Annotated in this window: 1 protein-coding gene; it reads right to left on the bottom strand. The window is 63.9% G+C overall.

The features are described from left to right. Window positions 1-134: 134 nt before the first annotated feature. Complete coding sequence (locus Q664_RS33930; RefSeq protein WP_043405211.1) at window positions 135-353, bottom strand: hypothetical protein; 219 nt, start codon at window positions 351-353, stop codon at window positions 135-137. Between the last annotated feature and the right edge of the window lie 220 nt (window positions 354-573).

Below are 573 nucleotides of genomic sequence, written 5' to 3'. Positions count from 1 at the left end.
CCTCCACCAGGGCACCACGCACCGCGGCTCCAGCTTCAAGGCTCCACCTGGCCCCAAAAGCGAAACCGGCCCCGCGACACCTCTTATCGAGGAGCGCGAGACCGGTTCGAACTACCCAGCCGCAGGGGGCTCTATCAGCCGCCGATGTTGCGGATGACCGACATCGCCATCTCGTGCATCTGCTTCATCATCTGCGTGATGAGCTGGGTCAGCTCCTGCTCCTTCTGCATCTTCATCTGCGCCTCCATGAACGGCTTCATCTCCGCGGGCGCCTTGTCCAGCATGTCCTGCTGGGCACCAGACAGCTTGCCCATGGCTCCGATACCGGCGTTCGCGATGGAAGAGAGGCTCATTGTCGTCTCCAGGAATTCGTAGGGTGGGAACTTGGGTGGGGTGCGCAGCAGCTACCTGACAACCTGATTATCGGCCCGGCCCGCGCGGAGTTTCCTGCTTCTTTTCCGGGGCCTTTTTTCCGGGGCCTTCTCCACGGCAGCACGCACCACGGCTCCAGCTTCACGGCGCCCCCGGCGGCAGGAGCCGAGTGGCCCCAAAAGCGAAACCGGCCTCGCGACG

The sequence above is a fragment of the Archangium violaceum Cb vi76 genome, from assembly GCF_000733295.1.
Lineage (GTDB): Bacteria > Myxococcota > Myxococcia > Myxococcales > Myxococcaceae > Archangium > Archangium violaceum.
Note: the sequence above shows the minus strand (reverse complement) of the source record. Positions and strands in the feature narration are given on the sequence as shown.

What these genes read in the sequence shown, in the direction of transcription:
- Q664_RS33930 (WP_043405211.1), bottom strand. Translation starts at nt 353, where the DNA reads ATGAGCCTCTCTTCCATCGCGAACGCCGGTATCGGAGCCATGGGCAAG.